We start from the raw sequence: 24,852 nt of genomic DNA on the forward strand, positions 1-24,852 counted from the left end.
AATCAGTCTCAGTTTACCGCAGAAACCGCGAACCTATCCGAAACAAAGTTGACGCCACTCGCTAAGTGTGGCGGCGCGGGTTAGCTTCAAGGTGTCTCGACTGGCTAGCGATCTTTCCTGGTTGAAGTGGTTGTATACGGAGGAATGGACGGAGGCGAATTTCTGTAAACTTCGCATGCGCCTGAAACGCTGCATGGCGCGTTCGCGTCGTCGAAACGGCAGGTGCGAGTTCTCCACGGGGTTATTGAGCCACCTGCCCGTCCTTTGTTTTTTAACACGCCCAATTGTCTGAGTGCAGCCTTAAAGAATGCAAAACAGTCGGTCACGATCTCATCGGCGCAACCATATCGCTTCATCAATTTCTAGATGAATTTCAGCGCTGCAGCTTTGTTTCGGCGTTTGGTGACAACGGCCTCCAGTACTTCGCCCTCATGATCTACGGCCCGCCAGAGGTAATGCCGCTTGCCATTCACATTCACGAAAATCTCGTCAACGTGCCACTTCCATTTTGAAAAGGCTCGGGGTTGCTGAACACGCTTCTGCCTTATCTCAGCAACAAACATCGGGCCAAACCTGTTCCACCAATATCGGACAGTTTCGTGGCTGACATCGATACCTCGCTCGTGCAACAGATCTTCGACATTCCGAAGCGAGAGCGAGAAACGGTTGTACAGCATGACCGAAAGGCAGATGATCTCTGGACTGGTTTTAAAGTATTTGAAAGAGGCAGGTCTGGTCATACGCAAAAGCTACGCAACACCCCCACCCCGCTCAAGCAAAGTTCTTCTTAAAAGACCATCAGAGCAATTCAATCTGACAAGACGTAAAAAAGGCTTGTAATACTATCTACCTATTGATAGGTAGATTGGATGCAGCACAAACCCCGACGGAGGTACTCAGATGAAGATTTATGATGTCGAAGGGTTCCCGAACCCTGCCCGTGTTCGTATTGCGCTGGCTGAAAAAGGCGCGTCAGACAAAGTTGAATTCATCCCTGTGGATGTGATGGGCGGCGAACATCGTACACCTGAGTTCAAAGCCAAAAACCCCGATGCCGCGGTGCCTTGTTTGGAACTGGAAGATGGATCGCACATCGCTCAATGCAACGCGATCACTGAATATATCGACGCAACCTTCGATGGCCCATCGTTGACCGGCGTGACTGCGCAAGAGCGCGCCCGAATCTCGATGATGAATCTGCGCGCGGAAAACGGTCTGTTGAATGCGGTCGGCACCTACTTCCACCATTCCACACCTGGCCTCGGCCCGGACCTCGAAACCTATCAATGCGCCGAATGGGGCAACAAACAGAAAGAGGTTGCCGGAAACACTATGGCCTATCTGGATGCGGTATTGGCCGAAAACGAATACTTGGCTGGAGACACATTCTCGGTGGCTGATATCACCGCCTTTGCAGGATTGGCGTTCGCCGATTTTGCTAAAGTTGAAATTCCTGAAACCCTGACCAACCTGCAAGCTTGGCGTGCTAAGATGGCGGCCCGTCCATCTATCGCCGGCTAAGCGAGAACTGCCATTTAAGTTGAAAGGACCCCTCCCATGGAACTCAACTCGGACTTCTCTTCGCGTGTCGTTGTTCACTCTGATCAGCTTGAGTGGCAGGCCTCGCCCATGAAGGGTGTGGACCGGCGCATGCTGGACCGAATTGGTGGCGAAGTCGCCCGCGCCACCACCATTGTGCGCTATGCACCAGGCAGCAAGTTTTCGGCCCACACCCATACAGGCGGTGAAGAGTTCATCGTTCTGGACGGCGTCTTTCAGGATGAGCATGGCGATTTCCCGGAAGGCACCTATGTGCGCAATCCCCCAACGACCGAGCACACGCCCGGCTCAGAACCCGGCTGCACGATCTTCGTCAAACTCTGGCAATTCGACATGGATGATCGCAATCAGTTCCGCAAAACCATGGCCGACGAACTGGCCGCACCCGTGAACGGGGTCGCCACTGCGACCCTGCACAAGGATGACCGCGAGGTTGTCACTTACAGCCATGTTGATGCAGGCACCGAGATTACTTCGAATGCGCCGGGTGGTATCGAGCTCTTAATGATTGGCGGATCTCTGACCTCAGGCGGTGACGTTCTGAAAAAGAACGACTGGCTACGCCTGCCTGAGGGTGAAGCGCTGTCGGCTATGGCTGGCCCAGACGGGGCGAAGGTCTGGATGAAGACTGGCCACCTGCCCTTTGCACAGCCACCGGTGGTTTAATTCATGAGTAGCAAGAAACCTCTGGCGATTGTCGCCGGTGCGGGGGCTGGCCTTGGCCAGTCCCTTCTCGCGCGGTTTCAGGCAGGTGGCATGACGGCCATTGGTCTTGGACGGACGCAGCCGCAGGAAACGATCGCGCCGTTTCATCAGGTCGATCTGTCCGATCCGAGTGCGGTTGCGCCAGTGATTTCTGAATTGATCGCTACGCATGGCCCGCCGAAGATCGTGGTGCACAATACGGCTGAGCTGGTGATCGCGCCATTCCCCGAAACCGCATTGGAAGACTATCAGAGAACGTGGACATCAATGGTGCAATCTTTGGTCCTGCTGGGGCAATGTGTTCTGCAACCGATGGTGCGCGGCGGTGGTGGCGCGCTGATCGTTTCGGGGGCCACAGCGTCGCTGCGCGGCGGCCCACGGTTTTCCGCTTTTGCGTCGGCTAAGTTCGCCGTGCGCGGGTTGACACAATCGCTGGCACGTGAATATCAACCGGCTGGCGTACATATCTCGCACGTCGTTCTGGACGGGATCATCGATACACCCCGCTCGCGGGATTTGCACTCGCTGGATCCGTCGAAGATGATGAAACCGGACGAGATTGCCGAGGCCTACTGGCAGTTGGCTCACCAACCGCAATCCACCTGGACCCATGAGCTGGACCTGCGCCCGGCATCTGAGGGGTTCTGAGCGATGCAGACGCAAACTCTGATCATTGGCGCAGGCCTTTCTGGCCTCTGCCTTGCGCGACAGCTACAGGCACGAAACCATGACTACCTGCTGGTCGAAGCGCGGGATCGTCCGGGCGGACGTATCTTGACGGAAAGGCTGGAGGGTGGGTACTTCGACATGGGTCCCGCCTGGTTCTGGCCCGGGCAGCCGCGTATTGCAGCGTTAATAAAGCGGCTCGGACTGGAGTGGTTCGAGCAATATTCAACAGGCGCTCTCAGCTTTGAAAACGAGATCGGCCAGGTCGAGCGCGATCGCGGGTTTGCCTCGATGCAAGGATCTTATCGCTTGAAAGGTGGTCTGGGCGCCCTCACTGATGCGCTTGCCGCTGAGATACCGTCGAAGCGGCTCATCTTATCCGCGCCAATCGTCGGGTTAGAGAAGTCTGCGTCTGGGATCACCACGAACGCTCAAACTGGGCAAGTCATCCATGCTCAGGAAGTCGTACTGGCCCTCCCTCCTCGCGTGGCGAGCAAGATCGCGTTCTCACCTGCTTTACCAGATGAAGCTTTAGCGGCAATGACCGGGATCGCGACTTGGATGGCCGGACAGGCCAAAGTCATCGCTGTCTATGATACCCCGTTCTGGCGCACGGCCGAGCTGTCCGGTGACGCGATGAGCCGCAGGGGGCCGATGGTGGAAATACACGACGCCTCCCCTGCCGAGGGCGGACCTTACGCGTTGTTCGGCTTTATCGGCTTACCCCCGCGCACCCGCAGCAACGAAGAACGGCTGAGGCAGTTGCTCAAAGAGCAACTGTCCCGGCTGTTCGGCGCCGAAGCTGCGGAGCCAAAGACACTCTTTGTCAAAGATTGGGCCTTTGACCCGTTCACCTCTATCGAAGCGGATCAACAGCCGTTATACGCTCATCCGCAATACGGGCTGCCCCATGCGATGACCCGTCTGTGGGATGGCCGACTAATCTTTGGCGGGACCGAAGTTGCACCACAGTTCGGGGGCTATATCGAAGGCGCCCTGGAGTCTGCGGAAAACGCGCTGGCCCTGATCATGACGGAAAAGGTTTGAGCACGTATGACGAGTGATACCAAAACGGCCCTTCTGGATGTTGCCGAACACGCTGCGCGCGCGAGGGGGTTTGACGGGTTCAGCTATGCCGATCTGGCAGAGGCGGTGGGTATTCGCAAGGCGTCAATCCACTATCATTTCCCGACCAAAGCGGCGCTGTCGGCGGCACTCATGGGTCGCTATCATGAGACCCTGCAGGCAAAGTGCAACCGCATCCGGGTAGAACACAAAACCGGGGCCGAGCAATTGCTGGCCCTGATCGACCTCTACCGGGATGCACTCAATGACGGGAAAACCTTGTGCCTCTGCGTGTCGCTTATCAGCAGCCGTGAAAGCCTTTCGGATGACGTGATCCAGAAGATCAAAAAATTCCGCGCCATGATGGTTACCCAAATCGAAGAGATCCTGAAGCTTGGCCAAGAGGACAAGTCAATCACCGGTATCACCGATCCGATCTCGGAGTCCCGTGCGATACTGGCCCTTTTGGAAGGCGCGCATCTGACCGCGCGCGCAGAAGAGAATGTGAATACCTTCGATGAGGCTTTGGGCGTTTTAAAGTCCCGCTGTTGACCTTCGCCCCGACACATCGGATCGTTGCCGCAAGCAATTCATTTGATATTCGGAGCTTCCATTATGCCCAAAGTCATTCTGATTACCGGCACGTCAACCGGCCTTGGTGTTCAAATCGCCGTACAAGCAGCCCAATCGGGCCATACTGTCTACGCTACTATGCGAAACCTCGCCAAGCGCGGCATCTTGGATGCGGCCGCCTCTGACGCTGGCGTCAATTTCAACGTGCTTGAGCTGGACGTGCAGAACAGCGCCAGCGTAAACGCCGCGGTCGATCAGATCATCGCGAACGAGGGGCGGATCGATAAACTGATCAACAATGCGGGTGCTGGATTTGTTCGTACAACCGAACAAGCCAGCGAAGAAGACGTCGCTTGGGTCATGGATGTGAATTTCATGGGTGTCGTGCGCTGCACAAAAGCGGTGATGCCACACATGCGCGCAGCACGCTCGGGCCATGTCATCACAATCTCATCCGTAGGCGGCCTAGTGGGTCAGCCGTTCAACGAGATCTACTGCGCCGCAAAGTTCGCGGTTGAGGGGTACACTGAGGCTTTGGCCAGCTACGTCACGCCCAATTTCGGTATCCACTTCTCGACAGTTGAACCGGGCGGTATTCAATCCGAGTTTGCGACCAATGTGCTGAAACATGTCGAGGCCACGGGTGGGATGCTTGAGGATGAGTATCTACCTATTCTCCAGAAGTATATCGGTGGCGCTCAGGCGCGAATGGATGGCAGCGATATCTATCAAACTTCGGAACAAGTGGCATCAGTTGTCATGGGCGTGGTTGAAGCCTCTGACCCGCCGATCCGCGTTCGTACTTCAAACTGGGGTGAGGCGTTTACTCGCCTGAAAACCGAAGCAGACCCGGATGGAAAAAAGCAACAAGCAGCCGTGATTGAGCAGTTCCTAAGCTAAAACCTTACTGGTGTAAGTCTGCTCTGAATGCGGCAGCCTTGCTGCAATTGCCACAGGTTTCCATGCTGCACCATCGGCGACGTCCGCTTTTTGCGATGTCGAGGAACACCAGCACGCGTCGATCATGCGTACAATCCCTGATCCTTTTCGGATCGGTTTCTGTCGGCAATATCGTAAAGCTTTTCGCGACCAGCGCCATGAAAACCATTGCACGCGTCACGTCATTTCACTCGGTGATAGACCATTCAGCATCATCCAAATGTCGCCGTTTCTAGAATTGGTCTGGGGTATAAGCCAGACCGCTTAGAGAAAAGGTGCCTGCAGGCAATCGCGGCGTCCGACAATCCAATGATAACACCCCGCGGTGGGAGCTTTGCTTGATCCAACGCAGGGCCTTCAATCCGGTCGCCCGACAGACTCACCGTCGAACCCAACAATTTCGCACAGAATCATGAAAAAGCACTCACTCGTTTATCTGGCACTCGCGGCACTCGTGAACGTGGGTAGACGCACTAAAGCGTGTTCGACAATCGGAAGCGCGAGCCAACTGGATTGCATTCAACGGCCCATACTAGGCCTTTGACCGACCTTGAGGGCGCTGCGGCGCGGCCCGTCAGACCGGACTATCGGCGCAATCGCAAGGCGGGATGGCAGACTTCGTACGTTTTGCGGGTCAAAGCGCCAATTCGCTGCATTTGCCTATGAATTCTCCGCGTGACAAAGTGAATGCGCCGACCCTTGAAGTTCACGTTCCCGCCACCCAACGATTCTGATAGCAAAACAGAGAATTCTCGTTCCGGGGGCAGCGTTGATCGACAGACTAACAGCGATTTTTGCTTTGAAGGTCATTGCAGTTTCTATGTGCATTGGCGCGCTCACGCCTCTCATATTCCTAGACGGATACGAGAAACCAGTGGATGCAATTGTCGGCAGTTTGACCGGGTTAATCATTGGTGCAGGATGCCTAACGGTTGAGCTCACCTTTCTCTCTAATCAATCGATCCGATGGCTGCGGCAGACCCCGCTTATCGTCATAATCGGGTTTAGGGCCGTCACTTATAGTCTGATTATCGTTATCGGGATCATACTTCCCGCGCGCGTACTGCTTGATCAGAGACTCTGGCAGGAACCTGAGTTTGCATTCAACTTTGCTCTATCCGCTGCGATCGCTTCTGTCATTTCCACGTCAGTTGAACTGCTAAGACTGTTAGGCCGGGAGGCAACTTTGGCAATCTTCACCGGACAATATCGACGCCCCCGGCTAGAAAACCGAATTGTTCTTTTTGCCGACCTGGTAGGGTCGACCTCGCTCGCGGAGCGGATTGGCGATTTGAGATTCCACGAGTTCCTTTCTGACGTGTCCTACGATCTGTCCCAGCCCATAGAGAGCAGTGGGGGCGAAGTGCATCGATACGTGGGAGACGCAGTCATCGTGACATGGCCGACAGCGAGCCCGAAGAGTTACGAACGGAGTTTTGCGTGCGCGAAGGAAATGCCCCGCACGTTAGAGAGTAAGACCGAAGAATACGTCGCCAGATTTGGGCAAGAGGCAAAGATCAGGGTGGCTTTACATTGTGGGCCGGTTGCGGCAGGTGAGATCGGGACATGGAAAAAGGAGGTAGCCTTGCTGGGCGACACAATGAACACCGTCGCCCGGATAGAAAGTGCTGCCAGAGACTTCGGAGTAGAAGTGGTGATCTCGGATGCTGTCAGGGAACAACTGTCCGATGAAGTTAACAAAATGCTATCCCAACTTCCCGCCTACAATGCCCGCGGAAAAACCGATCAAATGGCGCTTTGGACCATCGCTAAGTGATTTGCCATTGCAGAAGCTATCGAAATCTAAACACTTGGGCCGTTCGTGTGGACGGCTCAGACCTTCTATTGGCAAACAGTTCTCAACGCTGAATTGCGGCCCGACAGACCTTACTTTCGCCGCGGCCGCAACATCTGGTTCTTATTAACTCATGGTTTTCGGGCAACGCCGCCAATCGCAATAGCTTTCTAAAGGTGGAAACAAACCTGAATGCAGTCCATTCATTCAGGAATTTACTGTTACTGGTGATGTGACACAGATAGCGTTTCCACTTGCAAAGCTGAATGAACTAGAGCTTCAAGGTTTTTGCGCAACAACATAACGACTCTGGAGCATCGAGGCTTGATCGGAAGTATACAGGATTTCAAAGCCTGCACGCTCAATTTTCCTATCAAGCATCGACATAGAAACGAAATTCACAAACGGGGCTTTCCCAAAAAACTGCATGATAGGGATCGCGACACGACTGATCATCGCATACTTGAACCCACCATTCTCAGGCGCACACACCGTTTTGGATATGAAAACCCCACCGGATTTTGTCAATTTGGCAATATGCTCTAGCGCTTGATCCAAATCAGGCAGGAGATGAAGCAGGTTATGCGCCAAAACCGCATCGTAACCACCTTCAACAGGATCGTGCTCGAGAACTTCGGCCACCTTGAAAGTGACATTCTCCAGTCCTTCTTTAGCACGCTTCTCGTTGGCAATCTCGATCATGCCCGGAGCGAGATCCGAGGCGGTGATATGGTTGACATGCGGTGCAAGCAACAGCGCGGTTGAACCCGTCCCGCAACCGATTTCCAGTACACTGTCTTCTGCTTTTAGGTGCGACTTCGTACGTTCGAGTGTGTTCAGATACCCTTCCATGTTCCGGATTGGGTCCGCCGCATACTTTCGCGAGATTCTGCTCCAGAACGCGGCATCTTTGGACAAAGCAGCCATTTTATTACTCTCTTTCAAGTTTGTTGTCGCACCCCATACATCCATACACACATTTACTAAATTGCCATAATTCGCAGAAGTGTTATGCATAAATGCATGAACTGGAATGCCATCAATTTCGACTGGAATCAGGTACGGACCTTTCTTGCGACGGCTGAAGAAGGCTCGTTTTCCGCAGCGGCGCGCGTTCTCGAGCAAACTCAACCTACTGTCGGTCGTCAGGTTGCGGCGCTGGAATTGGCGCTTGGGATCACCCTGTTTGAAAGAGTTGGTAAATCGCTTAGTCTAACGACCGCTGGCGCCGAGCTTTTGTTGCATGTCAGAGAAATGGCGGATGTCGCGCACAGGATCTCCCTTACTGCTACAAGCCAGTCGCAAACTGTCGAAGGGCAAGTCAGGATCACCGCGTCAGATGTGATGTCTGCCTATCAGCTGCCGCCTATACTGAAAAAGATCCGACTTGCAGCACCGCGTCTTGAGATCGACGTCGTTGCTGCCAATGACTTACGAGACATACAGAGACGTGAGGCTGATATCGCCATCCGACATGTACGCCCGACGCAACCAGATCTGACCGCAAAGCTTGTTGCCGAGGCGACGGCACATTTTTACGCAGCACCTTCGTACCTTGATCAGTTGGGAAGGCCGAAAAATGAAAACGAGCTCGCGAAGTTGGATTTCGTGGGGTTTGGCGACATTGACACGATGATCGGTTTTCTCGATCCGGCGGGCGTTAAGGTCACTCGAAAGAGTTTCCGGATTGGCTCGCAAAGCGGAATTGTATCCTGGGAGCTGGTGCGCCAAGGGTTTGGCATCAGTGTAATGTCGGATGACGTGGCTGCCTTGACACCAGGTGTGGAGCGCGTGCTACCCGACCGAGAGCCGTTTAAGTTCCCGATTTGGCTGGCGACGCACTCGGAATTACATACTGCGCGAAGGATCAGGTTGGTGTTTGATCAACTTGCAGATCAACTGAGCACAGGGGCCATTAGGTAGTCCGGGAGTTCACCCTATGTCACAGGTCCAACCAACGCTTCACTTGCTTTGTGGTAAAGTCGCCTCAGGAAAATCTAGTCTAGCGGCGAAACTTGCGAATAGCGGCGAGGCGGTGCTCATTTCAGAAGATGAATGGCTTAGCGTCCTATTCGGCGACCAGATGAACTCCCTGCAGGATTATGTAAATTGCGCTTTGAAATTGCGGCCGGTCATGGGGCGGCACATCGCATCGTTGCTGAAGGCCGGGGTTTCTGTCATTCTCGACTTTCCGGCGAACACAATTGAAAACAGAGCCTGGATGCGCAAGCTGCTGGAAGAAACTGCTGCGACGCACCAGCTTCACTATTTGGACTTGCCGGATGAGGTTTGTCTGCGCCGGCTGCACAAGCGCAACAGTGAAGGTGCGCATGCCTTTGCAGCAACGGAAGATCAATATTGGCGTTTAGCGAGGTATTTCGAGGCACCATCACCCGAAGAAGGTTTTAATGTCATAACTCACAATCGGTAGCGCCAGCCATTCAGTATTTCGCGGAGTCACTCAGATATTTTGGCCACCCACTCTGTATCGGTGAATGGCCAAATGCACTCAGGCAGCTTTCACTGTGTCTCAAATCCGAAGTTTACGCGACGACATGAGGTGCATGCCAGCTTTCGTTAGCCGCCCTTTGCTCGCGGCCCACAAACACATCAGTCCAAGTACCATCTCTATCCCAAGAGCAGAAAGGATGCTGTCCGATGGTCGTCCATCAAGCATAATGCTGACCACGCGCCCCGCGGGGTGCTGTCAGACGAATTCGAACCAGTCTCAGTTTGCCGCGAAAACCGCGAACCTATCCGGAACAAAGTTGACGCCACTCGCTAAGAGCGGCGGTGCGTGTCTGCTTGAAGGAGTCTCGGCTGGCTAGCGATCTTTCCTGGTTGAAGTGGTTGTACACGGAGGAATGGACGGAGGCGAATTTCTGTAGACTTCGCATGCGCTTGAAACGCTGCATCGCGCGTTCGCGTCGTCGAAACGGCAGGTGCGAATTCTCGACGCGGTTGTTTAGCCACCTGCCCGTCTGTTGTTTTTCGAGAGCACCCAAATCTCTAAGGGCAGCCTTGTAGGAAGCGAAGCGATCTGTGACGATCTCTTCGGCGCAGACGTGCCGCTTCATCAATTTCTTGAGAAATTTCAGTGCTGCAGCTTTGTTACGGCGCTTCGTTACAACTGCTTCCAGCACCTCGCCTTCGTCATCCACAGCGCGCCAAAGATAATGCCGTTTGCCATTCACTTTCACGAATACTTCGTCTACGTGCCACTTCCATTTTGAAAAGGCTCGGAGTTGCTGAACCCGTTTTCTTCGGATCTCTGATGCAAACATCGGGCCAAACCTGTTCCACCAATAGCGGACAGTTTCATGGCTCACGTCGATGCCTCGCTCGTGCAGCAGATCTTCGACATTCCGAAGCGAGAGCGGGAACCGGATATACAGCATCACCGCAAGGCGGATGATCTCAGGGCTGGTTTTGAAGTACTTGAATGAGGCAGATTTGGTCATGGGCAAAAGCTACGAAAGCCCCCTGCCCGCCTCAAGGCAAGTTCTTCTGGCAAGACCGTATCAGTTATCCGCCTCAAGCAATGCTCTCGTTGCAAGGCCGACAAAGAGTCTAGTAAAGACCTGCGACTTTTGCCCTCAGTTTGATCAGTGATGCGACGATGTCGATTATGGGCGTTGAGGTCCTTGTAAGTTGCCCCAGTTCTTGCACCGACGAGACCAAGGCATCAATTTCCATCGGTCGGCGTAACTCCAAATCCTGCCACATAGAGGTTTTGTGCGCACCAACCGCCGCTCCGCCGTCGAGGCGTTTTTCAACATCTATCGGGAACTTAACCCCAAGTTTTTCACCGACTTCCTGAGCCTCGAGCATCATTCCGCGTGCCACGGAGCGTGTGCCTTCGTCGACACACAAGACATCAAGTGTTGAGTGGGTAAGAGCGGAAATCGGGTTGAACGACAAGTTACCCCACAGTTTCAACCAAATTTCATCCCGGATTCTTGGTCTGACGGGCGCACGCAGTCCGGCGGCGGATAGCGCAGCCGAAAGCTTGGCAGCACGGTCTGATTTAGCACCATCGGGCTCGCCCAACGAAAAACGATTGCCTTCGATATGCTTGATTGATCCAGGAGCAATGACCTCGGCGGCAGGATAAACAACACATCCGAGGACGCGATCTGGTCCAAAACCGTCCCACTGCACATTTCCCGGATCGACTGAAGCCAACCTCGTTCCCTCGTAAGGACCGCCTAGTTTGTGGAAGTACCACCAGGGCACCCCGTTCACTCCACTAACTACGGTTGTCTCGTCTGCAATCAACGGCTGCATTGAGTCTACCACTGCTGGGACGGAATGCGCTTTCAGTGTGATGAAGACATAGTCTTGTGGGCCGAGATCGGCAGCATTGTCTGAAGCGCGTATTGGAACGCTGACTGGATCCTGCCCTTCTTCAAGAAGGGTCAGTCCTTTTTCCTGCATTGCTGCCAAGTGGGGGCCACGCGCGACGACACTGACTTCTGTATCAGTCTGTGCAAGTTTCGCGGCAACGTAACCTCCGATAGCTCCGGCACCAAAGATACAAACTTTCATGTGTCTATGCCTTCGCCAGTCCTAATTTAGCAGCTAGTCCGATCCTTTGTATCTTGCCAGTCGCGCCTTTTGGAATTTCTTCAAGAACAACCACCGAAGTCGGCACCTTGAATTTTGCGAGCCGCGCGCCGACAAAAGCCCTGACCTCCTGACCTTGGATCGTCGCTCCTTCTGAAAGCACCACAGCTGCCGCTATGTCTTCACCCAGTTTTTCGTGGGGAACGGCAAAACAAACTGCCTGAGCGACTTCTGGGTGGCTTAAGAGTACAGCGTCAACCTCAAGTGGACTGATTTTCTCTCCACCGCGATTGATAAGCTCCTTAAGACGACCGGTCAGTCGCAGATAATTCTCTTCGTCGAATGAACCCTGGTCGCCAGTGCGAAACCAAGTTTTTCCGTCCACTTCAAAAAAATTGTCGGCATTTGCCTGCGGGTTGCTTTCGTACCCCGGCGTCACGTTCGGACCGCTGATAACGATTTCTCCGACGTCCCGTGAAGAGATCAGAGTATTTTCGTTCTCGTCTGCAATTCTGACTTCGGGGCCTGCTGCTATTCCAACAGATCCGGGTTTTTGCGTTTGGGGAGCAAGCGGGTTGCAACACATTTGATGTGTCGCCTCAGTCATGCCGTAGGCTTCGATGACGGGCGCATTAAATGTTGCCACCAACTCTTCCATTACCGGGCCCGGCAACGAAGCAGAAGAAGATCGAAGAAAGCGCAACCGCGATTGCTCAATGATCGTTTGGTTTCGTGCAGCTCGGGCAAGTATGGCTTGATGCATTGTCGGAACTGCGGTGTACCACGTCGGATTAACTTCAGCGACCTGCGAGAAAAAACTAAGAGCGTTGAACCCAGGGGCGCAGCTAATTTGAGATCCAGCACCTAAAGACGCGGCAACAGCCGCAATCAACCCGTGGATATGAAACAGCGGCATAATACTGAGACAGCGATCGTCGATTGTCAGTTTCAAAGACGCAGCCACATTTCGCGCGGATGCGTAGATATTAGCCTGCGTCAGAGGAACGATTTTGGGACGCGACGTAGTTCCTGACGTGTGCAGTATCAGGGCGACATCATCTTCACCCGGTGCGGATGTGTCCGCCGTGCCAATTGGGTCACAGGACAATATGGAGAACTGTCCAGCCGAATGTAAGCTTTCGTGAGAGGCCCTCAAGATTGCGATGCCAAGATCCCCAGCAGCTATTACGGCAGGTCCATCGTCGTTTTCGTTTACAAGAAGGGCCTTGGCCTTCAGATCCTTGAGGTAGAAAACGTATTCTTCGTAAGTGTACGCCGGGTTCAAAGGTGCCGTCGTCGCCACTTGGGCAACGGACATAAAGGCCGTTGCCATTTCGGGGCCATTGGGCAACACAATTGCCACTCGGTCGCCACGACCTACTCCGATCTGATGGAGATCTTTTTTGACCTTTGCGCAAAGCTCTCGCAGCCCCAGGTAGTTCAACCAAGATCGACCTGGGGCACCGATAGCATTCGCAGTGCCCGAATGGGGTGCGATCAATTCGGCGACTAAGTGGGGCATCTGGGATCCCTTTACAAAGGCATTGGCCTATTTTGCGAAGAGTGTTTGGTGTGGTTGCTACGTTACCTTGACAGTTAGGCTACCCAATTTGTCGACCGACAGCACCAATACATCGCCGCGGTTTACTGGACCAACTCCAGAGGGCGTGCCAGACAGGATAACGTCGCCGGCGGCAAGTTCGAAGTAATCGCTCAGATAAGAGATCATTTCAGGGACTTTCCAGATCATCTGATTCAAATCACCTTCCTGCCGAATTTCTCCGTTCACCGATAGGCGAATTGCGCCTTCGTCGAGTGGCCCAACATCTTCTGCTTTGTGCACCGGTCCGCATGGAGCTGAGCGCTCAAATGCCTTCCCAATTTCCCAAGGACGACCCATTTTCTTCATTTCGCCCTGTAGATCTCGACGGGTCATATCCAGTGAAAGCCCGTAGCCGTAGACATGATCTAGAGCATCTTCGACAGAAATATTCGTGCCGCCGGATTTAAGCGCCACATACATTTCAGCTTCATGATGTACGTCCGAGCTGTGAGCCGGATATGGAAATTCTCCAGATGGGTCGAGGTTGTCAGGGTTCTTTTGGAAGAAAAATGGGGGTTCACGATTTGGATCGTGGCCCATTTCTATGGCGTGCGCCGCGTAGTTTCGACCAATGCAATAAACCCGACGTACCGGGAACATACCTTCGCCTTCTACCGGTATTTCGTGAACCTTCACCGCGGGAATTACATGATCGTGCATCGCTTTACTCCTGAACATTTCATTGCCAAAGATCGGTTTGCCAATCTATGGCGTTGTTCCGATCGATGCTGTGCCACGCTCGCAAAGACGTAGCTCTTGTCTCAGTCATCGCCAATGTGACCGGCGATTTGCAAGAGGTTCAGCCGCAGCTTAGCCCAACCATTTCCCAAATTGGTCGGGCGCTGGTTTAGCGGCAGGTCTCAAGACTAGCTGGCAACACGCGGGAGTAAACGGATCTCAGATGAGCCAACATGGCCTGCGCCGCCTCTTCTCCGTCTCCACTCGATATCGCCGACAGGATCAAGTCATGCTCTCGAAAACTGGAATAATCATCGGGGGGTTTGTAGGTTTTACGGGGTTGTCCCCACACAATAGACCTTCGGACAGAATTTAGAGTCTCGAAGAAATACAGGAAAAGCTGATTACGCGTTGCCCGGGCTATCGCGTGATGCAAATTATTGTCCCATGCTTCATATGTGCGCCAGTCTTCTGCGGCTCGGCACCTCTCAACGCAGAGCCTCATTTGCTCGCGATCTGAACGCGTAGAATGAAGCGCAGCAAGACGGCTAAGCTGCGGTTCGATGGTAAACCGAACACCTACAACCTGTTCAGGCTTGATCTGTGCACCCAAATAGGTGACGTCCGTTAAGTTGAGAACCGGTCGGGCACCAACGAACGTGCCCCGACCCACATGCCGCCAGATAAGCCCCTGCGCCTCTAGTTCGGCCAATACGCGCCTCAGCTGATTTCGGGTTGTGCCTAGCCATTGGCACAGTTCCCTTTCAGGCGGAAGCCTATCGTTGTGCCGGTATCCCGCATTGTCGATCAGGTCCCGGACACGTTGCGAAAGTTCTGTAGGCTCACTCACATTGCCACCCAATTTGCTGATTGGTTGATTGATTGAAACGCCAAGTCGGCAAAAACTCAAGGGCAAGTGACAACCAAATCTGAGTCGCCTGCCAAGATCGGTGACCTAAGTTGGCGCCATTATGTAGTAGGAGAGCCAAGTGCGTTTAGCGACTGTTTCAGTAGATAGCCACGCCGTTTGCGTCGCATTGCTTCCCAATCGAAGCAGGTTGGATGTATCGCGTGCTATTGAGATGCTCATGCCGGATACGGCTCTTGATGTAAGCACGATGCAGCTGATTATCGAAGGCGGTCCGACCGCGCTGGAGGCGTTGAGTGCTGTTGTTGCCGCGGGTGAGGCAGGCGAACTCAAGGACCTGCTCGTCCCCGAAGACGCGCCTCTTCTGTCGCCCATTCCCACGCCACGCAAGAACGTTTTCTGCGTGGGGCGAAACTACGCTGAGCACATCGCAGAAGGCGAGCGGGCGCAAAAAGAGAAAATCGGCATCACCGAGCATCCGGTTTTCTTTACCAAGCCGCCGACCTCGGTCGTTGCGCCAGACGCTGACATCCTACTCTTTCCCTCGGTGTCGCAGTCCATCGACTACGAAGTCGAGTTGGCAGTCGTGATAGGGAAGCGCGGGCGCAACATCACCAAGGCAGATGCGTTTAATCATGTCTTTGGGTATTCTATTCTGAACGACATAACCGCCCGAGACATACAGCGCCGCCATGGCGGCCAGTACTTCAAAGGCAAAGGGTTGGATGGATCTTGCCCAATCGGTCCCTACATCGTGACCGCCGATGCCATCAGCGATCCGCAAGCTCTTTCGATCGGACTGACAGTTAACGGTGAGCAGCGCCAAAACGGGATGACGTCGGACATGATATTCGACATTCCAACGTTGATCGCATCCTTGTCAGAAGGCCTGACACTAGAACCGGGAGACATCATTGCGACAGGTACGCCATCAGGCGTCGGATACGCAATGGAACCGCCGCAGTTTTTGAAAAACGGGGACGTCGTAGTTTGCGAGGTTTCCGAAATCGGCACGCTAAGGAACAAAGTGCGTGCCGTGTAATGGCTCCTACGCAGCAATCGCTGTGAGGCGTCAACATTCAAGGGAGGAAGACTACAATGATGAACAGAAGGACTTTCACAGCGTCCCTGCTTACTGCTGTTCCGGTAGCAGGAGCAATAGGAACAATGGGTTTTGCGCAAGACTTGCGTGAAATCACCTTCGTGCAACCCAGCCCTTCGGCAATCAACTCATTTCCTGTGTTTGTCGCCATTGGAGAAGGATACTTCGCAGATGAAGGATTGAACGTGACCGTCGAGGCTATCAACGGCTCAGGCGCCGTGCTTCAGGCATTGTCTGCAGGACAAGCACACTTCGGTCGCCCCGGCCCCGGCCCGCTGATTGCTGCGCGCTCGCGCGATGTGGATGCGATTCACATCTACAACGTTGCGGCGCGCAGCAACTTCGGCATTGCAGTGCCCGAAGACTCTGACATCCAAAACGTTGAAGAGTTGCGGGGCAAAGTTATCGGGACAGGTACAGCTGATGGCGCAGAAGTGGGCTTTGCGCGTAATGTGATGACCGGCGCAGGAATGAAAGAAGGTGAAGATTATACCTTCCTGACTGTCGGCGACGGTGGCCCTGCGACCGCGGCTTTTCTGAATGGCGAAATCGACGCGTATTCCGCCTCCACCGCTGACACGGCAATTCTGAACCAACGCGGAATGGCGGTGCGTGACATTACGCCTGCGGAATTCGGGCGTTTCTTCGGTAACGGCATCGCCACAATGGCCGACACAATCGCCAACGACCGCGAATTGGTCGAGGCCTGGAGCCGCGCTTTCGCTCGTGGTCATGCCTTTGCGCTGGATGATGCCAACCGCGAAGCTGTGTTGAAGCACCTGGCGGACGGCAATCCGCAGGAAGGCGAGGACAAGGAGTTCCAGTCAGCGCTGTTCGATGCCGTACGTTCGAAAACCATAGCAGCGGATCCAAGCAACGGTTTGGGATGGTACCCCGCCGAAGTTTGGCAGGAATGGCAAGACGCACTTGTTGCAGGTGGCGAAATTCCGGGACCGCTTGATGACTTGAGCGCTGCCTGGACCAATGAATTTGCCGCCATCGGCAACGAGGCCGCCAGCAAATGAACGCTGCAGCCGCAAAAGAGTTTTCCGGCGCGCCCTTGGGCACGCCGGTCTACGAATTGACCCATTTAAGCAAGACCTATGCACGCAACCTTGTTGTTGCGCTTGAGGACATTAATCTGACGCTACGGAAAGGAAGCTTCACTTCTGTAATTGGGTCCAGCGGGTGCGGGAAATCCACTCTGCTCAAGATCATGGCGGGTCTGATCCCTCCCACCAAAGGGCGTGTGATCCTACAGGGCCTGCCAGTCACCGGTCCCCGTCGAGACATTGGTATGATGTTTCAACAGGCGACACTATTTCCCTGGAAAACAGCGGTGGAAAACATCGTGTTGCCAATCGAGATCCGCGACGGAAAGGCAGCCGCCAAGCAAGCAATGGGCAAGGCTCACGAACTATTGGACATCGTGGGCTTGAAGGGATTCGAAGACGTATACCCGAACGAATTGTCGGGCGGCATGGCTCAGCGCGCCTCAATCTGCCGTATGCTGATCACAGAACCAGCTGTACTTTTGTTAGACGAACCATTCAGCGCGCTGGACGAGCTGTCACGCGACATGATGAATATGGAACTGCAGCGGATTTGCCATGAACAGGAAGCGACGGCTTTTCTTGTTACGCACTCTATTCAGGAAGCCGTTATTTTGTCCGACGAAATCGTCGTGTTGAAACCACGCCCGGGCAGGATTGCCGAAATTGTGAAGGTCGATCTGCCGCGCCCACGCACGTTGGATATGATGACCACACCCAAGTTTGGCGCTATTGTAGACTACATTCGCGGCCTCCTGGATAAGGGAGAAGAAATGTGAGCGACGTTCATAACTACTCACCTGCCCTAAAAGACGCCGACACCGCAGAAGACACGGTATGGGAACAAAAAGTTCACTTTATCGACTCGGTCCCACGCTGGCTGGCGATGACCTTTGTCTTCGTGGTTTTCGTCGGCACTTGGCAAATTGTTACGAGCCTTAAGCTGGTTTCCCCAATCATTCTGCCTACACCGTTGGAAACCCTGAAAGATATGATCTTCGTGGGACAAAATCTATTGACTGGCGGCTACATGCTTGGGGCGCTGTGGATCACAATCAAAGAAGTTATCTATGGTTTTGCACTGGCAATCGCGATCGGATTTTCGCTGGGCGTATTGGTGGGGGAAACGGCATTTGGTGAAAAGGCAGTGATGCCTTACCTGGTGGCGATAGATACCATGCCAAAAGTGGCATTTGCCCCACTCTTTGTAGCGTGGTTGGGCTTTGGTATTGAATCAAAGGTGGCACTTGCTGCCTTTATCGCGACATTTCCAATCGTGGTCGGTACTGCGGCTGGGCTTCACGCCGCCGATGAAAACGCGCGTATGCTTTTCAAGACGATGGGCGCAAGTCGGATGCAGACATTGTTCAAGATGAAACTGCCGACTGGCCTGCCGCAGATTTTTACCGGCCTCAAGATCGGAGCAGTCGGCGTTATGGCCGGTGCGATCACAGGAGAATTCCTAGGCGGTGGCAAGGGATTTGGCGAACTTATTCGGGTTGCCGCCTCGCAGCTCAACACGCCGCGCGTCTTCTCGTTAATCCTGTATCTCAGCCTTGTCGGTCTGGTCGTATTTGCGTCGGTGGTTTGGACACAGCGTAAATTGGTGTTCTGGCACAAGGAACAGGTGGGAAGAGATGACTTCTGAGCCTTTGAAAATTGACTGCCACACCCTGCGTGAATTTGTGGCGGCCGCACTCGAAACTCGAGGTGTGCCAAAATCAGATGCGGACAAGGTGGCCTCGACGATGGTTGAGGCCGACATTTATGGCTATGGCACGCACGGTGTTTTTCGCCTGCGACAGTACCTAGCCCGGCTGGCGGGAGGTGGCTCCAATCCTACGCCAAAAGTCACAGTAGTACATGAGACCGCTGCAACCGCTTTGATCGACGGAGATGACGGCCTCGGCCATCTGGCTATGTCGGCGGCTCGGGATCTTGCAATTGAAAAGGCAAAAGAGGCCGGCATCGGATGGGTTGGTGTTCGGCGCGGCAATCATGCTGGACCACTGGCACTTTATGTACGTCCACAAGCCGAGGCAGGGCTGCTTGGTATGGCCGCGGCAGTGGGCAGCGCGAACCACGTCCCGCCCTATGGCGGTAGTGACTTGCTTCTTGGTACCAATCCCATTGCTTTTTCCGCCCCCGCCGATGGTCCCGACCCGTTTGTGTTTGATATGGCGACGACCGTAGCCGCGATGGGTAAGATCAAAACCCTGCTGCAGCAAGGCAAGCCTATGCCCGAAGGCTGGATGGTTGGGCGTGATGGAAACCCATTGACGGACCCCGCCCTAAAGTCAGAAGGGTTTCTTTTGCCAATCGGCGGTCCGAAAGGGTTCGGTCTTTCCGTAGCTATCGGGTTGATAGCCGGGGTCTTAAACGGTGCGGCCTTCGGCTCTGATGTGATCAATTTCACCTCGGACACAACTTCATCCACAAATACCGGCCAGTTCGTTATGGCGCTCAATCCGGCAGCCTTTGGGATGGGCAATGACTTTGCTTCTAACGCAGCTCGCGTCTTCTCTGAAATGCGCGCATCCCCCCCCCTGCCCGGTCATGACCCGGTGCGCTTGCCCGGAGACGGCAAAACGGCTGCCGCAGAAGCCCGCCGCAAAGAAGGTGTGAGGCTGAACCCCGTTCTTTGTCGAGACCTCAACAAACTTGCTGAGGACTGTGGGCTATCCCCTCTGTTTCCTAGTCTCAGCACCGACTAGCAGCACATCCGTGGGAAGCTGGTAGGCGCTTTTGACGAGAGTTTAGAGAGGTGCCTCGTCCTCTGCCTCCAGCGCTTTCACAAGTGCAGAAAGTTTATTCATCATGTGGAGCTTCATGGATTTTCCAAGCCCGTCAGCATTACGGGCCCTAAGTAACTCCATCATGGCTTCATGTTCGTCAATGGCCTGCGCCCAGCGCTCGTCCGACAAGTTGGCCATAAAACGTGCGCGGCGGACCCGTGCGGCTAACAGCTTGTGGTGGCTCGCAAGAATATCGTTTCGCGCGCCACGTATCAGTGCCTGATGAATGTCCTGATTGGCCTTAAAATATGCCTGTCGGTCATGTGAATTATAGGCTTTCAGCATATCGGCATGGCGACGTTCGATTAGTTCAATTTCAGCGGAATCCATGTGCTGACATGCCAACTCTCCCGCCAGTTGCTCAAGCGTCGCAAGCACTGGAAACGTATTCTCCAATTCCTCTCGCGTGACACTTGCGACGCGGGCCCCCCGGTTGGCTTGAAGTACCACAAAGCCTTCTGACGCAAGCACCTTTAAAGCTTCTCGCAAGGGTGTCCGTGAGACCCCCAACGAGTCGCAAAGCTGTTTCTCGGGCACTTTTTCACCCGGCTTTAAAACATCTTCGACAACCAGGTTACGTAGCCTTTCGACCAGTTCTTCGTGAAGGGTCGGGCGATTAATGCTGTCCGTCAGGTTCATTTCCATTTCCTAAACATCAAGAACCATATCCAAGAGGCGTGCGACGTGCATAGCTTGATGCTGCGTACCTTCGGCGATTTGATGGCGGCAAGATGTCCCGTCTGCCACGATAACTGCATCTACGGGCGCGACTTCCAACGCCGGGAACAAGTCGAGTTGTGCCATCTTTATCGAAACATCGATAGTGTCGGGCGAATATCCAAATGCCCCTGCCATGCCACAACAACTGCTTTCAATCATGTGAACTTGTGCCCCTGGAATACGCTTCAAAAGGTCAAGCATCGGTGTGACGGCATCGTGTGCTTTCTGGTGGCAATGCCCATGCAAATAAATCGGGCGATCCAACGGCTTCAGGGGCAAGTCCGGCTGATCGGCCAGAAATTCCTCAAAGGTACACGTTGCGTTCGACAACATCTCCGTTTCCGGCCCCGGGCAAAGCGCTAAAAATTCATCCCGGAAAGTGAGGATAGAGGAAGGTTCGAGCCCGACCACTGGAACACCTTTTGCAACCGCCTCTCGTGTCGCGTCAATCACGCGTTGTGCCTCCTGTCGCGCTTCGTCCACGCACCCCATAGCCAAGAGAGTACGTCCGCAATCCAAAGCCCTGTCAGATCGATCGTCTCGCGCCACGGCCACCCGAAATCCTGTTGCCCGCAAAACCCGGACGGCAGCGCGCAAATTTTCCGGTTCGAAATACCGGTTGAACACATCGGCAAACAGCAACACCTGCGGATCATTGTCCTGAGCTTCGACATCACGGAACGGAGCAGAAGACCACACTGGCAGATCGCGTCGCGCTGAAATACCAGTAGGTCCCTCCAATAGCTTACGCGAGAGTCCAATTTTGTTTCGTAAATTCACAAACCACGCGACTTTCGCGGCTTTTGGCGCATATCGGGGCAGGTAAGCTATCAATTTGTCTGCCAACGTCAGCCCATCTTTTTTACGCTTTGCTGACAATACTTCGATTTTCATTCGCGCCATGTCGATGCCAGTCGGACATTCCCGAGCGCAAGCTTTGCATGACACACAGTACTTCATTGTGTCCAACATGGCATCAGACGACAAACCGCCCGGCATCTGCCCGCTGATGGCAAACCGCAACGAATTTGCCCGCCCACGTGTAGCGTCTCGCTCGTCTCGGGTCGCTCGGAAAGAAGGGCACATAACGCCGCCCTTGAGCTTGCGACATGCACCATTATTGTTGCACATCTCGACGGCGCCCTGAAACCCTCCTCCGGCACCCGGCCAAGCAGACCAGTCCAGCGTCGTTTCGAATTCAGGAACCGAATAGTCCTGACCGTAGCGGAACAGTCGGCGGTTATCCATGGCGGGCGCGTTCACGATCTTGCCAGGATTCATTACCCCATTAGGATCAAACCGTTTCTTAATCTGTTCAAACGCAGAAACGATACGCTTACCGAACATCTTTTCATGAAATTCTGATCGTACGATCCCGTCACCATGTTCACCTGAATGAGATCCTTTATACTTTTTGACCAGATCAAATGTTTCTTCGGCGATCGCCCTCATTGTCCGGACGTCTTTGTCTTGCCGCATGTTCAGCACAGGGCGCACGTGCAAACACCCCACCGAGGCATGCGCGTACCATGTTCCCCTTGTGCCATGCCGGGCAAATATTTCGGTTAGGCCAGCGGTGTAATCGGCGAGGTCGGGCAAAGGGACGGCGCAGTCTTCAACAAAAGAGATCGGTTTGCCTGCCTCTTTCATCGACATCATGACATTCAACCCGGATTTTCGGTACTCGGCGATAGCATTCTGCAAAGATTTGTCCGTAACAGAGACAACGCCACCCCACCGATGTTCCGCACCGCTGAAAGCAAAACCGAGATCTCCCATCAGTTGCGAAAGTTCGACCAGTTTTGCAGCATTGGCCTCGGCGCTGCCCTCGGCAAACTCCACCAGCAGCAGGGCTTCGGGATTGCCTTCAACAAATGCATTAATCGTTTCGCTAAACATTGGGATTTCTCGCCCCAATGCAATCATGGTGTCGTCGATCAACTCTACCGCCTGCGGGTTGAGTGTAACGATGTGCTGGGTGGCCTCCATTGCAGCACGAAATGTCTGGAAATGGCACACGCCGGTAACTTTCGCTCCCGGCAGATGAGCCAGGCTTAGTTCCAGTTCTGTGAAATAGGCCAATGTGCCTTCTGACCCCACCAATAAATGGGACATGTTGATGTCGTTACCTACAAGGGCGTCGATATTGTACCCGCCCACGCGGCGCTGGACTTTAGGAAAACGAGCGTTTATTTCGGCAGCCTCGCGACGCCCAAGAGCGCGCATATCACCAACAAGATCCGCATAATCGCCTGATGCGGCCGTATCAGCGCTGAACCGCGCTTCCGTACCATCAACCGTGATTGCGTTTATCGCACGGACGTTGTCTCGCATGATCCCGTATCGGAGAGACTTTCCGCCTGAAGAATTGTTTGCCGCCATCCCCCCAAGAGTGCAACGGGACGCTGTTGAAGGATCCACGGGAAACCACAGGCCATGCTGCTTCAACGCTTGGTTCAATTGATCCAGAACAACACCGGGTTGAACGCACGCAATACGCTTCTCAACATCTACGTCTAGAATACGATTCAAGTGTTTTGTGTTGTCCAGTACAACACCTTGATTGACCGTTTGCCCGCATTGCGAGGTGCCGCCGCCGCGAGGCAGTACCGAACTTCCTTCGTCCCGCGCAATGGACATTACAGCTTGGACATCTTCAGTGGACCAAGGGATCACCACAGCGTCCGGTGTCATCTGATAAATTGAGGCATCGGTCGAGTATCGAGCAAGCGATGCCGGATCTGACATCACCTCTCCCCGTACATCAGACAACAGTCGGCGGTACAACGATCCATTCTCCACCATCAGGTTCGCCTTCCCTTCCCTTCAAGTCTTATAAAACGCTTCACTTCACCGTTGACTGAATAATGAATTCATAATTAACTTTTGCAATAAGTAATAGCGCCTCTCTTTTGGCACCAGCGTAAGGATGAGTTCAAATGCGTCAGGCGGGCAGACATTTTTTGCAGATTCCAGGGCCGAGTGCTGTGCCAGAGCGCATCCTGAAAGCCATAAGCACGCAGACCATTGATCATCGAGGACCGGATTTTGCTGAAGTGGGGAACAAGGCCCTAAATGGCATAAAGACGATTTTCAGGACAAAACAGAACGTCTTTATCTATCCTTCATCCGGCACCGGCGCATGGGAAGCCGCACTTGTGAACACGGTTTCGCCTGGCGAAAAAGTTCTGATGTTCGAAACAGGGCATTTCGCCTTCATGTGGTGCAACTTGGCTGGAAAACTAGGGCTGCGACCAGAGCTGATTGAAGGAGATTGGCGTGGCGGCGCGGACCCCAATCAGATTGAAGACCGTCTACGTGCAGACGAGCAGCACGGCATCAAGGCGGTTTGCGTCGTCCACAACGAAACGTCAACCGGGTCAGTCACACCAATTGAGGAAGTGCGGAGGGCCATAGACGCAGCCAAGCACCCTGCACTTCTAATCGTGGACTCCATCTCCGGCCTTGCGTCGATTGATTTTCGGTTCGATGACTGGGGGGTCGATGTGTGTGTCTCCGGCTCGCAAAAGGGATTGATGTTACCGCCTGGTTTGAGCTTCAACGCCGTGAGCGATCGGGCTCTGAAACACTCACAATCCGTGACCACGCCGCGAAGTTACTGGGATTGGCAAGATATGGTCGGACCAAATCAGAAGGGGTTTTTTCCTTACACCCCCGGCACCAATCTTCTCTATGGATTAAATGAGGCCATCGACATGTTGCACGAGGAAGGGTTGGACAACGTTTTTGCCCGTCATGCCCGACACGGAGCCGCGACACGGGCTGCCGTGCGCGCCTGGGGTCTTGAGGTTTTGTGCACACATCAAGGTCAGGAATCGGGCGTCTTGACTGCGGTTAAGGTCCCAGAGGGTCACTCCGCCGATGCGTTTCGTGCTGCGGCGCTTGAGCACTATGACATCTCACTAGGAAATGGTCTGTCCAAGGTAGCCGACAAGGTATTCCGCATTGGTCATTTGGGCGACTTCAACGACCTAATGTTGATGGCCACCCTTTCTGGCGTAGAGATGGGGCTAGCCAAGAGCGGTATGCCACATAACGGAGGCGGCACTCAGGCTGCCTTGGAGCATCTCAAGGCTGCGTGACGTTGGACAGGGCTTTTAAAAAACCAAATAAAATCAAAATCTTCAGATCGAATACTACGTAC

The 24,852-nt window shown here is 54.0% G+C and carries 26 protein-coding genes and 1 pseudogene; 16 read left to right on the plus strand and 11 right to left on the minus strand.

The genetic code is table 11. The features are described 5' to 3' along the window. Nucleotides 1–33 precede the first annotated feature (33 nt). Nucleotides 34–740 (minus strand): annotated as a pseudogene (locus tag ACR0AY_RS05580) (IS6 family transposase). Between the two features lie 160 nt (nucleotides 741–900). On the opposite strand from ACR0AY_RS05580, the gene ACR0AY_RS05585 reads away from it, so the two are divergent. From ACR0AY_RS05585 to ACR0AY_RS05610, 6 genes are all read left to right on the plus strand, one after another. Further along, a complete protein-coding gene (locus tag ACR0AY_RS05585; RefSeq protein WP_170512681.1) occupies nucleotides 901–1,521 on the plus strand; it encodes a glutathione S-transferase in 621 nt (206 codons plus the stop codon). 36 nt (nucleotides 1,522–1,557) lie between these two features. After that, nucleotides 1,558–2,226 carry a cupin domain-containing protein gene (locus tag ACR0AY_RS05590; protein WP_170511673.1) on the plus strand — a complete coding sequence of 223 codons (669 nt, stop codon included), beginning with the start codon at nucleotides 1,558–1,560 and terminating at the stop codon, nucleotides 2,224–2,226. A gap of 3 nt (nucleotides 2,227–2,229) precedes the next feature. Then, on the plus strand, nucleotides 2,230–2,913 hold the full coding sequence (locus ACR0AY_RS05595; protein ID WP_170512679.1) for an SDR family NAD(P)-dependent oxidoreductase: 684 nt from the start codon (nucleotides 2,230–2,232) through the stop codon (nucleotides 2,911–2,913). A gap of 3 nt (nucleotides 2,914–2,916) precedes the next feature. Further along, entirely contained in the window at nucleotides 2,917–3,978 is a 1,062-nt protein-coding gene (locus tag ACR0AY_RS05600; protein ID WP_480453821.1) for a flavin monoamine oxidase family protein, read from the plus strand. Nucleotides 3,979–3,984: 6 nt separating this feature from the next. Continuing rightward, on the plus strand, nucleotides 3,985–4,548 hold the full coding sequence (locus ACR0AY_RS05605; RefSeq protein ID WP_170512674.1) for a TetR/AcrR family transcriptional regulator: 564 nt from the start codon (nucleotides 3,985–3,987) through the stop codon (nucleotides 4,546–4,548). Between the two features lie 63 nt (nucleotides 4,549–4,611). After that, complete coding sequence (locus ACR0AY_RS05610; protein ID WP_170512672.1) at nucleotides 4,612–5,469, plus strand: SDR family oxidoreductase; 858 nt, start codon at nucleotides 4,612–4,614, stop codon at nucleotides 5,467–5,469. 4 nt (nucleotides 5,470–5,473) lie between these two features. Here the strand turns inward: ACR0AY_RS05610 and ACR0AY_RS05615 are convergent, their stop codons facing one another. Continuing rightward, the gene (locus tag ACR0AY_RS05615; RefSeq protein WP_170512671.1) at nucleotides 5,474–5,677 is read right to left on the minus strand and encodes a CGNR zinc finger domain-containing protein; all 204 of its coding nucleotides are present in this window, start codon (nucleotides 5,675–5,677) and stop codon (nucleotides 5,474–5,476) included. Between the two features lie 600 nt (nucleotides 5,678–6,277). On the opposite strand from ACR0AY_RS05615, the gene ACR0AY_RS05620 reads away from it, so the two are divergent. Beyond that, nucleotides 6,278–7,285, plus strand: coding sequence for an adenylate/guanylate cyclase domain-containing protein (locus ACR0AY_RS05620; protein WP_170512669.1), 1,008 nt, complete (start codon nucleotides 6,278–6,280; stop codon nucleotides 7,283–7,285). 297 nt (nucleotides 7,286–7,582) lie between these two features. On the opposite strand, the gene ACR0AY_RS05625 is transcribed toward ACR0AY_RS05620, so the two are convergent. Further along, a complete protein-coding gene (locus ACR0AY_RS05625) occupies nucleotides 7,583–8,230 on the minus strand; it encodes a class I SAM-dependent methyltransferase (RefSeq protein ID WP_170399740.1) in 648 nt (215 codons plus the stop codon). Nucleotides 8,231–8,326: 96 nt separating this feature from the next. Between ACR0AY_RS05625 and ACR0AY_RS05630 the strand changes: the two genes are divergently transcribed. Together ACR0AY_RS05630 and ACR0AY_RS05635 are read left to right on the plus strand one after the other, a co-directional pair. Beyond that, the gene (locus ACR0AY_RS05630) at nucleotides 8,327–9,226 is read left to right on the plus strand and encodes a LysR family transcriptional regulator (protein ID WP_170512667.1); all 900 of its coding nucleotides are present in this window, start codon (nucleotides 8,327–8,329) and stop codon (nucleotides 9,224–9,226) included. A gap of 16 nt (nucleotides 9,227–9,242) precedes the next feature. Next, nucleotides 9,243–9,734 carry an ATP-binding protein gene (locus ACR0AY_RS05635; protein WP_170512665.1) on the plus strand — a complete coding sequence of 164 codons (492 nt, stop codon included), beginning with the start codon at nucleotides 9,243–9,245 and terminating at the stop codon, nucleotides 9,732–9,734. Between the two features lie 99 nt (nucleotides 9,735–9,833). On the opposite strand, the gene ACR0AY_RS05640 is transcribed toward ACR0AY_RS05635, so the two are convergent. The 5 genes from ACR0AY_RS05640 to ACR0AY_RS05660 form a co-directional block, all read right to left on the minus strand. Beyond that, a complete protein-coding gene (locus ACR0AY_RS05640; protein WP_480453823.1) occupies nucleotides 9,834–9,992 on the minus strand; it encodes a hypothetical protein in 159 nt (52 codons plus the stop codon). Nucleotides 9,993–10,056: 64 nt separating this feature from the next. Next, entirely contained in the window at nucleotides 10,057–10,764 is a 708-nt protein-coding gene (locus ACR0AY_RS05645) for an IS6 family transposase (protein WP_170512661.1), read from the minus strand. 109 nt (nucleotides 10,765–10,873) lie between these two features. Next, nucleotides 10,874–11,851 carry a 2-dehydropantoate 2-reductase gene (locus tag ACR0AY_RS05650; protein WP_170512659.1) on the minus strand — a complete coding sequence of 326 codons (978 nt, stop codon included), beginning with the start codon at nucleotides 11,849–11,851 and terminating at the stop codon, nucleotides 10,874–10,876. 4 nt (nucleotides 11,852–11,855) lie between these two features. Next, nucleotides 11,856–13,391 carry an acyl--CoA ligase gene (locus ACR0AY_RS05655; RefSeq protein ID WP_170512656.1) on the minus strand — a complete coding sequence of 512 codons (1,536 nt, stop codon included), beginning with the start codon at nucleotides 13,389–13,391 and terminating at the stop codon, nucleotides 11,856–11,858. Between the two features lie 57 nt (nucleotides 13,392–13,448). Then, a complete protein-coding gene (locus tag ACR0AY_RS05660; RefSeq protein WP_170512654.1) occupies nucleotides 13,449–14,132 on the minus strand; it encodes a fumarylacetoacetate hydrolase family protein in 684 nt (227 codons plus the stop codon). A 47-nt stretch (nucleotides 14,133–14,179) separates the two neighbouring features. Between ACR0AY_RS05660 and ACR0AY_RS05665 the strand changes: the two genes are divergently transcribed. Beyond that, entirely contained in the window at nucleotides 14,180–14,323 is a 144-nt protein-coding gene (locus ACR0AY_RS05665) for a hypothetical protein (RefSeq protein ID WP_170800111.1), read from the plus strand. Here the strand turns inward: ACR0AY_RS05665 and ACR0AY_RS05670 are convergent. Continuing rightward, on the minus strand, nucleotides 14,320–15,000 hold the full coding sequence (locus ACR0AY_RS05670; RefSeq protein ID WP_170512652.1) for an FCD domain-containing protein: 681 nt from the start codon (nucleotides 14,998–15,000) through the stop codon (nucleotides 14,320–14,322). The two genes, ACR0AY_RS05665 and ACR0AY_RS05670, sit on opposite strands and share 4 nt — an antisense overlap. A 139-nt stretch (nucleotides 15,001–15,139) precedes the next feature. On the opposite strand from ACR0AY_RS05670, the gene ACR0AY_RS05675 reads away from it, so the two are divergent. The 5 genes from ACR0AY_RS05675 to ACR0AY_RS05695 all read left to right on the plus strand — a co-directional run bounded on the left by ACR0AY_RS05675 (nucleotide 15,140) and on the right by ACR0AY_RS05695 (nucleotide 19,886). Beyond that, nucleotides 15,140–16,060 carry a fumarylacetoacetate hydrolase family protein gene (locus ACR0AY_RS05675; protein ID WP_480438747.1) on the plus strand — a complete coding sequence of 307 codons (921 nt, stop codon included), beginning with the start codon at nucleotides 15,140–15,142 and terminating at the stop codon, nucleotides 16,058–16,060. A gap of 125 nt (nucleotides 16,061–16,185) precedes the next feature. Next, nucleotides 16,186–17,145, plus strand: a complete 960-nt coding sequence (locus tag ACR0AY_RS05680; protein ID WP_480453825.1) for an ABC transporter substrate-binding protein — start codon at nucleotides 16,186–16,188, stop codon at nucleotides 17,143–17,145. Next, entirely contained in the window at nucleotides 17,142–17,951 is an 810-nt protein-coding gene (locus tag ACR0AY_RS05685) for an ABC transporter ATP-binding protein (RefSeq protein ID WP_480453826.1), read from the plus strand. The genes ACR0AY_RS05680 and ACR0AY_RS05685 overlap by 4 nt, the downstream gene beginning before the upstream one ends. Next, the gene (locus ACR0AY_RS05690; protein ID WP_170512646.1) at nucleotides 17,948–18,820 is read left to right on the plus strand and encodes an ABC transporter permease; all 873 of its coding nucleotides are present in this window, start codon (nucleotides 17,948–17,950) and stop codon (nucleotides 18,818–18,820) included. The genes ACR0AY_RS05685 and ACR0AY_RS05690 overlap by 4 nt, the downstream gene beginning before the upstream one ends. Next, nucleotides 18,810–19,886 (plus strand): Ldh family oxidoreductase, encoded by a 1,077-nt coding sequence (locus tag ACR0AY_RS05695; RefSeq protein ID WP_170512645.1) that lies wholly within the window; start codon nucleotides 18,810–18,812, stop codon nucleotides 19,884–19,886. The genes ACR0AY_RS05690 and ACR0AY_RS05695 overlap by 11 nt, the downstream gene beginning before the upstream one ends. 42 nt (nucleotides 19,887–19,928) lie before the next feature. On the opposite strand, the gene ACR0AY_RS05700 is transcribed toward ACR0AY_RS05695, so the two are convergent. After that, nucleotides 19,929–20,606 carry a GntR family transcriptional regulator gene (locus tag ACR0AY_RS05700; RefSeq protein ID WP_170800107.1) on the minus strand — a complete coding sequence of 226 codons (678 nt, stop codon included), beginning with the start codon at nucleotides 20,604–20,606 and terminating at the stop codon, nucleotides 19,929–19,931. A 9-nt stretch (nucleotides 20,607–20,615) separates the two neighbouring features. Further along, a complete protein-coding gene (locus tag ACR0AY_RS05705) occupies nucleotides 20,616–23,435 on the minus strand; it encodes an FAD-binding and (Fe-S)-binding domain-containing protein (RefSeq protein WP_480453828.1) in 2,820 nt (939 codons plus the stop codon). A 191-nt stretch (nucleotides 23,436–23,626) separates the two neighbouring features. On the opposite strand from ACR0AY_RS05705, the gene ACR0AY_RS05710 reads away from it, so the two are divergent. After that, entirely contained in the window at nucleotides 23,627–24,790 is a 1,164-nt protein-coding gene (locus tag ACR0AY_RS05710; protein WP_170512642.1) for an aminotransferase class V-fold PLP-dependent enzyme, read from the plus strand. Nucleotides 24,791–24,852: the final 62 nt, after the last annotated feature.

Source organism: Ruegeria sp. A5, assembly GCF_056543005.1.

What these genes read in the sequence shown, in the direction of transcription:
- ACR0AY_RS05585 (WP_170512681.1), top strand. Translation starts at nt 901, where the DNA reads ATGAAGATTTATGATGTCGAAGGGTTCCCGAACCCTGCCCGTGTTCGT.
- ACR0AY_RS05590 (WP_170511673.1), top strand. Translation starts at nt 1,558, where the DNA reads ATGGAACTCAACTCGGACTTCTCTTCGCGTGTCGTTGTTCACTCTGAT.
- ACR0AY_RS05595 (WP_170512679.1), top strand. Translation starts at nt 2,230, where the DNA reads ATGAGTAGCAAGAAACCTCTGGCGATTGTCGCCGGTGCGGGGGCTGGC.
- ACR0AY_RS05600 (WP_480453821.1), top strand. Translation starts at nt 2,917, where the DNA reads ATGCAGACGCAAACTCTGATCATTGGCGCAGGCCTTTCTGGCCTCTGC.
- ACR0AY_RS05605 (WP_170512674.1), top strand. Translation starts at nt 3,985, where the DNA reads ATGACGAGTGATACCAAAACGGCCCTTCTGGATGTTGCCGAACACGCT.
- ACR0AY_RS05610 (WP_170512672.1), top strand. Translation starts at nt 4,612, where the DNA reads ATGCCCAAAGTCATTCTGATTACCGGCACGTCAACCGGCCTTGGTGTT.
- ACR0AY_RS05615 (WP_170512671.1), bottom strand. Translation starts at nt 5,677, where the DNA reads ATGGTTTTCATGGCGCTGGTCGCGAAAAGCTTTACGATATTGCCGACA.
- ACR0AY_RS05625 (WP_170399740.1), bottom strand. Translation starts at nt 8,230, where the DNA reads ATGGCTGCTTTGTCCAAAGATGCCGCGTTCTGGAGCAGAATCTCGCGA.
- ACR0AY_RS05630 (WP_170512667.1), top strand. Translation starts at nt 8,327, where the DNA reads ATGAACTGGAATGCCATCAATTTCGACTGGAATCAGGTACGGACCTTT.
- ACR0AY_RS05635 (WP_170512665.1), top strand. Translation starts at nt 9,243, where the DNA reads ATGTCACAGGTCCAACCAACGCTTCACTTGCTTTGTGGTAAAGTCGCC.
- ACR0AY_RS05645 (WP_170512661.1), bottom strand. Translation starts at nt 10,764, where the DNA reads ATGACCAAATCTGCCTCATTCAAGTACTTCAAAACCAGCCCTGAGATC.
- ACR0AY_RS05650 (WP_170512659.1), bottom strand. Translation starts at nt 11,851, where the DNA reads ATGAAAGTTTGTATCTTTGGTGCCGGAGCTATCGGAGGTTACGTTGCC.
- ACR0AY_RS05655 (WP_170512656.1), bottom strand. Translation starts at nt 13,391, where the DNA reads ATGCCCCACTTAGTCGCCGAATTGATCGCACCCCATTCGGGCACTGCG.
- ACR0AY_RS05660 (WP_170512654.1), bottom strand. Translation starts at nt 14,132, where the DNA reads ATGCACGATCATGTAATTCCCGCGGTGAAGGTTCACGAAATACCGGTA.
- ACR0AY_RS05665 (WP_170800111.1), top strand. Translation starts at nt 14,180, where the DNA reads ATGGCGTTGTTCCGATCGATGCTGTGCCACGCTCGCAAAGACGTAGCT.
- ACR0AY_RS05680 (WP_480453825.1), top strand. Translation starts at nt 16,186, where the DNA reads ATGGGTTTTGCGCAAGACTTGCGTGAAATCACCTTCGTGCAACCCAGC.
- ACR0AY_RS05685 (WP_480453826.1), top strand. Translation starts at nt 17,142, where the DNA reads ATGAACGCTGCAGCCGCAAAAGAGTTTTCCGGCGCGCCCTTGGGCACG.
- ACR0AY_RS05695 (WP_170512645.1), top strand. Translation starts at nt 18,810, where the DNA reads ATGACTTCTGAGCCTTTGAAAATTGACTGCCACACCCTGCGTGAATTT.
- ACR0AY_RS05700 (WP_170800107.1), bottom strand. Translation starts at nt 20,606, where the DNA reads ATGAACCTGACGGACAGCATTAATCGCCCGACCCTTCACGAAGAACTG.
- ACR0AY_RS05705 (WP_480453828.1), bottom strand. Translation starts at nt 23,435, where the DNA reads ATGTCAGATCCGGCATCGCTTGCTCGATACTCGACCGATGCCTCAATT.
- ACR0AY_RS05710 (WP_170512642.1), top strand. Translation starts at nt 23,627, where the DNA reads ATGCGTCAGGCGGGCAGACATTTTTTGCAGATTCCAGGGCCGAGTGCT.